Raw genomic sequence first — 8,044 nt, 5'->3', positions numbered from 1 at the left:
GCTGTCCGAGCCTGTACACACGGATGGAGCATTAGCAGTTCATGCGTGGTGCGATGATCTCCTTGACACTTTGACAGACTGATCGCCCCAAATTGTCCTGAAAGGGAAAAATTGCAGCACTTGCAACCCGCACACCAACTATTTTCCCTATAGGGAAAAATTCAGGACTACTCCAGTATATCCACCCAATTATCCCTATAGGGAAATTTTTAAGTATACTAAATTGTTTACAACAACCCGCTTTCTTATCGTGAAAGGTCTTAGCATGCCCCTATCGCAAGCAGCTCCCATTCATGATGCCGCAACGCTTGGCAAGTTGATTCGCCGCGCTCGCAAGCAGCAAGGGCTAAATCTTGAAACCCTCGCAGGTCTTTGCGGGTTGAGCATTCGCTTTCTGAGTGAGTTGGAAAACGGCCGTGACAGCTGCGGGTTGGGTCGCATATTGATCGTACTTGATACGCTAGGCATCGAGCTGTCCGCTGTTCCTCCGGAGGGATTCGAATCATGATATTGCCGGATTCGTTGAACGTATGGCACGACACGCAGCATGTAGGGACGTTGTGGCGCGGCACGGATGGCCGACTGATGGGCTTCGAATACAACGAAACCTGGCGACAGAATGGGCATGCCATTTCGTACAGCTTGCCACTAAGCCAAAAGGCTTGGCAGCCCCAAGACCTTCTGGCGCATCACTGGTTCGCAAATTTGCTGCCTGAAGAGCAAGCCCGGGCGGCGCTGATCAAGCGCCTGGGTATACCAGACGACGACTTCTCGCTACTGGCGACCATAGGCGGCGATTGTGCTGGTGCGCTGACGATCCTTCCGAGCGATCACATGCCGCCGTCAAGAACCCTACCGTCACCCCTCGATGACAACTACCGCGAGTTGCCGCTCGATCGACTTGCGCAATGGGCAGGTGCTCGCGAGCGGTATGCCCTGATGAATGAAGGAGCTCTGGCCAAACGCCCTCGTCTTTCGCTGGCCGGCGCGCAGGACAAGATCCCTGTGCGACTGTGGAACGATACACTCTACTTACCTATCGGAATCGAACCCTCTACCCATATTTTGAAATTCGCCGTCGAAGGGCGTGAGCAAGTCATTCTGAATGAGCTGTATCTGAACAATCTGGCACGCTTGGGGGGAATAGCCTGCCCGAGGACCACGATGGTCTATGCCGGCCGACATCCTTACTTGATGGTCGAACGCTACGACCGCTTGGGTATTGAAAGCGGACACGTCGAGCGTTTGCATCAGGAGGATCTGTGTCAGGCCATGGGCGTGTCGCGGAATCAGAAATACCAGGCTTACGGTGGGCCACGTTTCGGAGAGATCGTGCAAACAGTCCGCGAAGCCTGCCGACCCTCAGCGGCATCCATTCAGCAGCTGCTTCGCTGGCAAATATTCAATGTGCTGGTTGGCAACAGTGACGGCCATGCCAAGAACGTGTCCTTGTTACAGGACTCCCGAGGTCGTTGGCAGATCGCCCCAGCCTATGACCTCGTTGGCACCATAGTGCTCGGTTACGATTCAGACATGGCCTTCTCCCTCGGCGGGGAGTTCAATTCGATGCAGCTGCTACCGCGCGATTGGCAGGCCTTTTCGGAGGAGTGCCGATTCAGTTATCCGTTTGTGAAGCGCCAAATTCAACAGATGGTTACCATGCTCGCTGATCTATCCGACTCAGTCATACTCAAGGAGCAGCTACAGCAAGCCGGTCTCGAAGGCAAAGGCTGGACGAGGTTGCAGCAGCAACGTCAACACATTCAAAAGCAGTGCCGCCGTGCCGAGCGATGGTAGTGCCTGTCAGCGAAATTCAAGTTTGGATGCTGCCTCGTTCGGGGCCGTGAAGGCAGTCATCACACCGCCTGTGTCGCGCGACACTCCGGATAGGCCGAGCATCCCCAGAACTGCTGGCCCTCACGTACACCTGCTTTGGCAGTACGCAGCACCATACGGCTACCGCATTTCGGGCATTCACGTCTCGCCTGTGGATCATTGCGCTGCTTGAGATGCTGCACATGAGCACGCTGCGTCGCCCGAGTCGGCGCCAGCCGCCCCGTCAGCAGCGCCTCATGCATGGCCTCGACCTGCGCCTCGCTGAAGATGGGGGCCTTGAACGACTGTACGAAGGAAACGAAGTCAGTACCGCGCGTCACGTTGGCTGGCATCTCACCCTTGAGCCTGGCGTTGCCGACGAAGACGATCACCGAATGCAGATGCTCGGGAGTCACGCCAAGCGTCGTCTCCAGTGCCTTGAGATGCTTGTAGTTCTGACGTAGCGGGTTCTGGAAGCTGAACGACTGTCGAGGAAACTGCTGGGTCCAGTTCGCCTCGTGCTCACTGCCGAAGATCCAGCCTTTCATGTTCTTGGTTTCCAACACGAAGCAGCCGAAACGCGACAGCAGCACATGATCGATCTGGGTGGTGCCGCTCTCGGTCTTGAGGGTGACATTGTGCAAGGCCCGATAGCCCTGCTTGCCGAGTCGACGCGCCATCCAGCGCACTCGCCACTCGCCAATGCGACCTTTCATGCGGGGAGACTTGAGATAACGACTGACGCAGGAGGCCAGCACGAGGCATAGCAGTACACTCATCACCGGCGCGATGTTCGAAGGGACAACCACTGTCATGACTCCTGGTGCAGCCTGTACGGAAAGGAATCAAGCGAGGTGATTCGTCCAACCGGAGTACTGAGCCTTGATAAGGGAAAGGTAATGCTGCACCGCGCCCGATGGAGGAGCGCGGTGCAGCAAACTGCAGGATTCTAACCATCTGGCGAACGCCAAGCTACTGTTCTCTATCGGTTTATCTCTGAAGCAGAGCACGACGGAGCGTTGTGCATCGACGAGAGAATCAGGTTGGCGACGAGCCGTTCGTCTGAATCACTCCACCTCCAACATGACCTTGTCGGTATCGAACGCCAGCCGCCCGGCGATCGCCTGCACCTCCTCGATGGGGTGATCGTAACTCCAGGCGATATCAGGAAGATCCGGCAGCGAGTAATAGGTACTGTCGCCCTTGAACGGACAATGAGTGACGGTGTGAGAAACCGAGAGCTCCGCCATCGCCACATCGGCGCGCGGCAAGTAGAGCCTCGGCGGATAGCCCTTCTCGCGCAATTCCAGCGCGTTGCCAGTGTCAGCGATCACCGTCTCACCGACCAGGATTCGCACCCGCGAGGATAGCGGGTGCAGCGTGATACGCGGTTCGAGGTGGTCGGCCATGAAGACTCCTTTACGGGTTGGCGGGTGAAAGCGGCAGATGAAAGCGGCAGATGAAAGTGCCTTGAGGCGCGTTCTGAAAGAGTCAGACCCTCAGACCCCACCGTCCCTGGCGAGCCGAAAGCCGGAGAACGCCCAGCGCGCCTCGGGCGGGAAGAAGTTGCGATAGGTCGCGCGGATATGATCGGCAGACGTGGCGCAGCAACCCCCACGGAGCACCATCTGACCGGACATGAACTTGCCGTTGTACTCCCCCAGGCTGCCCGGCAGTTTGCGAAAGCCCGGATACGGGCGATAGGCACTGCCCGTCCACTCCCAGACATCGCCGAACATCTGACTCGGCATGCCTTCGGAGCTCGCGGCCGCGACTGGCTGTAGATAATCCTGATCGACGAAGTTACCAGAGAGAGGGACATCCTGACCGACTGTCTCCCACTCGGCCTCGGTGGGCAGGCGCGCGCCCGCCCACTGGGCGTAGGCATCGGCCTCGAAGAAGCTGACATGGCAGACCGGCGCATTCAGATCCACCGGCACCAGGCCACCTAGCGTGTAGTGATGCCAGACGCCGTCGCGCTCGACCCAATAAAGCGGCGCTGGCCAGCCTTCCGCCTTGACCGTCGCCCAGCCATCCGCCAGCCAGTGCTCGGGGGTGGCGTATCCGCCGTCCTGCATAAAGGCGAGAAACTCGCCGTTGGTCACCGGACGGTCGGCCATCTCGAACGCTTCGACGAACTGACGGTGTCGGCCCATCTCGTTGTCGTAGGCGAAGCCACCTTCGGCTGCATCATGGCCGATCTCGCGAACCCCGGCTGGATAGGCCAGCCATCCAAGCGACGGCACCTCCTGCGCAGGGGCTGGTGCCAATCCCGGAGTCAGATCATCCCGATAGGCCGGACACAGTGGGTTCTGCGCCAGAATGTGCTTGATGTCCATCAACAGCAGCTCCTGATGCTGCTGCTCATGCGGCAGCCCCAGCTCCAAGCGGCGAAGAATCTCGGGCAGATGTTCCCGTGGCGGATTCTCAAGCAGCGCTTGCATGGCCTGATCGACGTGCGCGCGATAGCGATAGACATCGTCGACGGTCGGGCGCGAGATCGTGCCACGCTCGGCGCGCGGGAACGGTACGCCATGGGTCTCGTAGTAGGAGTTGAAGAGGTGATCGTAGGCGGGGTCGAGCGTCTGATAGTCCGGCTGAAACGGCTTCAGGATGAAGGCTTCGAAGAACCAGGTGACATGGGCGATGTGCCACTTGGGCGGGCTGACATCTGCCATGCTCTGCACCATGTAGTCTTCCTTATGCAGCGGCGCACAGATCGCCTCGGTGGCGGCGCGTACCCGCTGGTACGCGCGTAGCCACTCCTTGGCATGCAGGCTATCGGGTCTTTCGATGACGGTGTCATGGGCAGATGACATGATGGCTTCCTTTACGAGTCTGGTTCTCTCCCTGAAACGTGATCGGACAGGCTCTTGGCCAGCACGGCTGACGTGCCTCCCCAGCCCCATCAGCGCTTGGCCGGGGTGATATCCCCACCCTATCACTCGTGTTGCTAATGCCAACTCTTCACGGACTCTGGTCTTTCCTCTGAAACTAGGTCTGCACCTTGATCTACCCCTGATCTGCCCTAGCCTTCACTTCGCTGTAACGCACGTCCCGCTGCAAGTGTCTTACCTGAGCGCGCCAGCCTCAGTTCTGCATCGGAATATTCTCTTCCCAACGAAAGCCGATACCGCCGCCCTGCCATACACCATTCTCCAGCGGGCTGGGGCCATGGATATCCACCTGCAGCGGCAGTCCGAAGCCAGGTGCCAGATCCTGAGTGCCACGCACGGTACTGCGATGCATGATCCGCAGGCCTTGCTCCTGTGCCGGCAAGTGCGCGCCGGGCGCGGCCCTATGAGCGACCGCCAGGTTATCGATGAACACGCAGTCGTTTTCCTGGTACTCGAAGTCGAGGGCGTAACCCTCGGTGAAGCCGGCATTCAGGATGGCGTTGTACTCACGGCAGAGCTGCGTCAGCTCTTCGGCGGTCAGCAGCCGGAAGGCATCCTGATCGGGTAGCTTCTCGATCACTGCGCCGGTCATGCCCAGATGAAGCCAGATGCACTTGCGACCGGTGATGGGGTGCTCGTGTACCACGGGATGTACGGCCCCGGAGGAGGAATTCACCGAAGCAAGACGGCGCCAGAAGGCCTGACGCTCGGCAGACAAGGCGTCATGGGCCGCGCCCTGATGAGCAAAGCAGGTACCGCCGCCGTTCTCGGCCGGGCGGATGATGTGGTAGCCGGAGTGCGAGAACGTATCGGTATTGAAGCTGCCGTCGTTATGCCACTGCGGCCCGACGCCGGGAATGCCGTGACGGCGATCGTTCGACAGCCGGAAGATGTGCCGGTTGCCATCGGGCGTGGCCGGATGCATCCCATGGGTACTGTGCAGCTCCTTGCCGCCCCACCAGCAACTGGCGCGCAGAAAGTCATCGGCCTCCAGGGGCGTATCGCGCTTGAAGACCAAGAAGCCGCGCTCGGCCATGATCTGCTCCAGCGCCTCAAGCACTGGCGCGGGCGGCGCGTCCTGAGCGGACAGATCGATTCCCCTCACCTCGGCGCCTATCGGCTCCAGCGGTGTGATGCTGCCGCCGAATTGCTGGATGACAGCCACCTGTGCCGGGTCGAACGGAACGCCCGGTGCTGACTCGGCTACCTCAGTGCGTGTTGGATTCGCCATGACACTGACCTCCTGTCGCGGCTCCCACGCTGGCGAGACGCTGATGTGTCATCAGGCCGCGCTATCGCTGCGCGACGACACTCGCGGCTCACAGACTCTCGGCGTGGGATGAATGTATCAGCATTCTCGCAAACACATTCCCGTGCGCCAAACCTCGCCCCATCTCATCCCGAACGCCGCGAGTTACCTATCAGGATGACGCTGGTGCATCACGTCACTCGTATTTCTTCTGCCAACTCTTCACGGCGATCCGCTCCTTGAGCAGATCCAGCATGTCGATCAGCACCTGCTCGGTGATCTGCTCCGTCCTCGGGTCAGTGCGCGACCAAGCATCGAAACCACTCTCTGCCAGGTGCCCCACCAGCGCCGAGAACTCCTTGGAACGCAGGCCGACCAGCGCTTCATCGACGAGATGGCAGGCCAGATCCGACAGCGAGCTTTCCAGCCCTTTCGTAAGCTGGGTGCCCATGGGCAGGCGCGAGACACGCTGAAGCTCCGGACTCTCGGCGAGGGTGCGACTGACCAGGCCCCGCACATAGCGCAGGGTATCGTCGCGATTCTGGGTATAGACATCCCCCGCCATGGTCTCGAGGCGCTGGGTAATTTCACGGATCAAGGCCTGCTTGCGAGGCTCCACGACACGCTCGATCACCGAAGATGAGAGGTCATCGCTGTCGCGCAACTGCTGCTGGACGTTATCGAGCATGCGCAGGGAGATACGGTCCGTCAGCTCCTCCAGCAGAATATCGAGATACTTGGCCGCCACCCCGTAGAGGTACCAGCGGCGAACATCGATCAAGCCGAGACGTTGCAGGCGGAACAACAGCGAGATCACACGCAACACACGCAACAGGCGGAAGCCGCTCAGCGGGATACACCCCAGCACGTCGTACCAGTGCACGAAGGGATAGAAGAACCAGCGGTGGTAGCGCCGCTCCGCAATGGCCACTGCCCACCCCGCCAGCACATCGAGCAGGAAGACGGCGACGAATGCCAGGTCGATAGAGAGGAAATTGGCGTGGATATTCTGCTCATAGGCCGCATGCAACCCGGGTGTCACGGCCTCGAAGGCCGTGTTCAGCGGGGGAATCAGGAAGAGACTATCGAATAGCAGCAATGCCAGATTGGCGATCACGAGCACGATGATGAACAGATCCCACCACAGATGTATCCGCTCCCTGGCGGACGAGGGCGTGCGGGTGGCTGGCATGACAACTCCTTGGCGATTGTTTCAGAATGCGTAACGCGTCTTCCTGACTCAGCCTACAACGCTTCAGATGACCACGCTGGCGATGACCGCGCATCAGCTGACCACACTGGCGATGACGCTATCTGCGAGGGCTTGCAGCGCTACCGGAGCCCAGCCCCGAATCGCCGTAGACACCCTATTAGTGAGGGAGACACCCGCATGAAACAAGCGCAAGTGATGACATGGGCCGCCGTGATGAGCGCAGCACTCACCCTGGGCGGCTGCGCAGGCGCTCAATCCTCTGAGGATTATCAAGGTGTCGACGAGCCACTGGAGAACACCTATTGGAAGCTGGTGACACTCGACAACCAGCCAACACCCGTGGTGGAAGGCAAGCGTGAAGCCCATATCGTCTTACATACACAAGACTCGCGAGTAGCCGGCTCCACCGGCTGCAATCGCCTGATGGGGGAATATCACCATGATGCGCAAGAACTCGGCTTCGGCCGCCTGGCCATCACGCGAATGGCATGTCCCGGTGAAGTAGCAACGCTCGAACGCGATTTCCTCGCGACACTCAATGACGTGTCGGGCTGGCAGATAGAAGGCAAGACACTGACGCTGATGGATGCACAAGGGGCGTCGCGTGCCCGTTTCCAGACAGTCCATCTCTATTGAGGACTCACAAGCTCCAGTGACAAGGTGTCGGGACGAGAAGAAATGCTTGCACTGCTTCATCGCGCCTGAATCACTCGTCCCGCTCCGGTCTTTTTGCGACATCCACGCCGCAGGGTATTCCCCATCTCGCATCTTCGGACTGCCGGGAGCATGAAGGGACTCACCTCGGCTACGCCTTTATCAGACGGCGAATTGTTTCTGGTAAAGGTCTATACTGTAGTGGCACAGTGAATC

Annotated in this window: 8 protein-coding genes; 3 read left to right on the top strand and 5 right to left on the bottom strand. The window is 59.4% G+C overall.

What is annotated here, in order from left to right; translation table 11 throughout:
• Nucleotides 1-265: 265 nt before the first annotated feature.
• Both BF12_RS0117905 and BF12_RS20935 read left to right on the top strand, forming a co-directional pair.
• Nucleotides 266-508, top strand: a complete 243-nt coding sequence (locus BF12_RS0117905; protein WP_024953452.1) for a helix-turn-helix domain-containing protein — start codon at nt 266-268, stop codon at nt 506-508.
• Entirely contained in the window at nt 505-1,797 is a 1,293-nt protein-coding gene (locus BF12_RS20935; protein WP_024953451.1) for a type II toxin-antitoxin system HipA family toxin, read from the top strand. Before BF12_RS0117905 ends, BF12_RS20935 begins: the two co-directional genes overlap by 4 nt.
• Before the next feature lie 59 nt (nt 1,798-1,856).
• Here BF12_RS20935 and BF12_RS0117895 read toward each other — a convergent pair whose 3' ends face one another.
• The 5 genes from BF12_RS0117895 to BF12_RS0117870 all read right to left on the bottom strand — a co-directional run bounded on the left by BF12_RS0117895 (nt 1,857) and on the right by BF12_RS0117870 (nt 7,153).
• Nucleotides 1,857-2,624, bottom strand: a complete 768-nt coding sequence (locus BF12_RS0117895) for a nuclease-related domain-containing protein (protein ID WP_225347876.1) — start codon at nt 2,622-2,624, stop codon at nt 1,857-1,859.
• 258 nt (nt 2,625-2,882) lie between these two features.
• Entirely contained in the window at nt 2,883-3,224 is a 342-nt protein-coding gene (locus BF12_RS0117890) for a DUF427 domain-containing protein (RefSeq protein ID WP_024953449.1), read from the bottom strand.
• A gap of 90 nt (nt 3,225-3,314) precedes the next feature.
• Nucleotides 3,315-4,634, bottom strand: a complete 1,320-nt coding sequence (gene egtB / locus BF12_RS0117885) for an ergothioneine biosynthesis protein EgtB (protein ID WP_024953448.1) — start codon at nt 4,632-4,634, stop codon at nt 3,315-3,317.
• A gap of 271 nt (nt 4,635-4,905) precedes the next feature.
• Nucleotides 4,906-5,943 (bottom strand): TauD/TfdA dioxygenase family protein, encoded by a 1,038-nt coding sequence (locus BF12_RS0117880; protein WP_024953447.1) that lies wholly within the window; start codon nt 5,941-5,943, stop codon nt 4,906-4,908.
• A 214-nt stretch (nt 5,944-6,157) separates the two neighbouring features.
• Nucleotides 6,158-7,153 (bottom strand): ion transporter, encoded by a 996-nt coding sequence (locus BF12_RS0117870; RefSeq protein ID WP_024953446.1) that lies wholly within the window; start codon nt 7,151-7,153, stop codon nt 6,158-6,160.
• Between the two features lie 198 nt (nt 7,154-7,351).
• Between BF12_RS0117870 and BF12_RS0117865 the strand changes: the two genes are divergently transcribed.
• Nucleotides 7,352-7,810 carry an META domain-containing protein gene (locus tag BF12_RS0117865; protein WP_024953445.1) on the top strand — a complete coding sequence of 153 codons (459 nt, stop codon included), beginning with the start codon at nt 7,352-7,354 and terminating at the stop codon, nt 7,808-7,810.
• Nucleotides 7,811-8,044: the final 234 nt, after the last annotated feature.

This window comes from Cobetia crustatorum, assembly GCF_000591415.1.
Lineage (GTDB): Bacteria > Pseudomonadota > Gammaproteobacteria > Pseudomonadales > Halomonadaceae > Cobetia > Cobetia crustatorum.
Note: the sequence above shows the minus strand (reverse complement) of the source record. Positions and strands in the feature narration are given on the sequence as shown.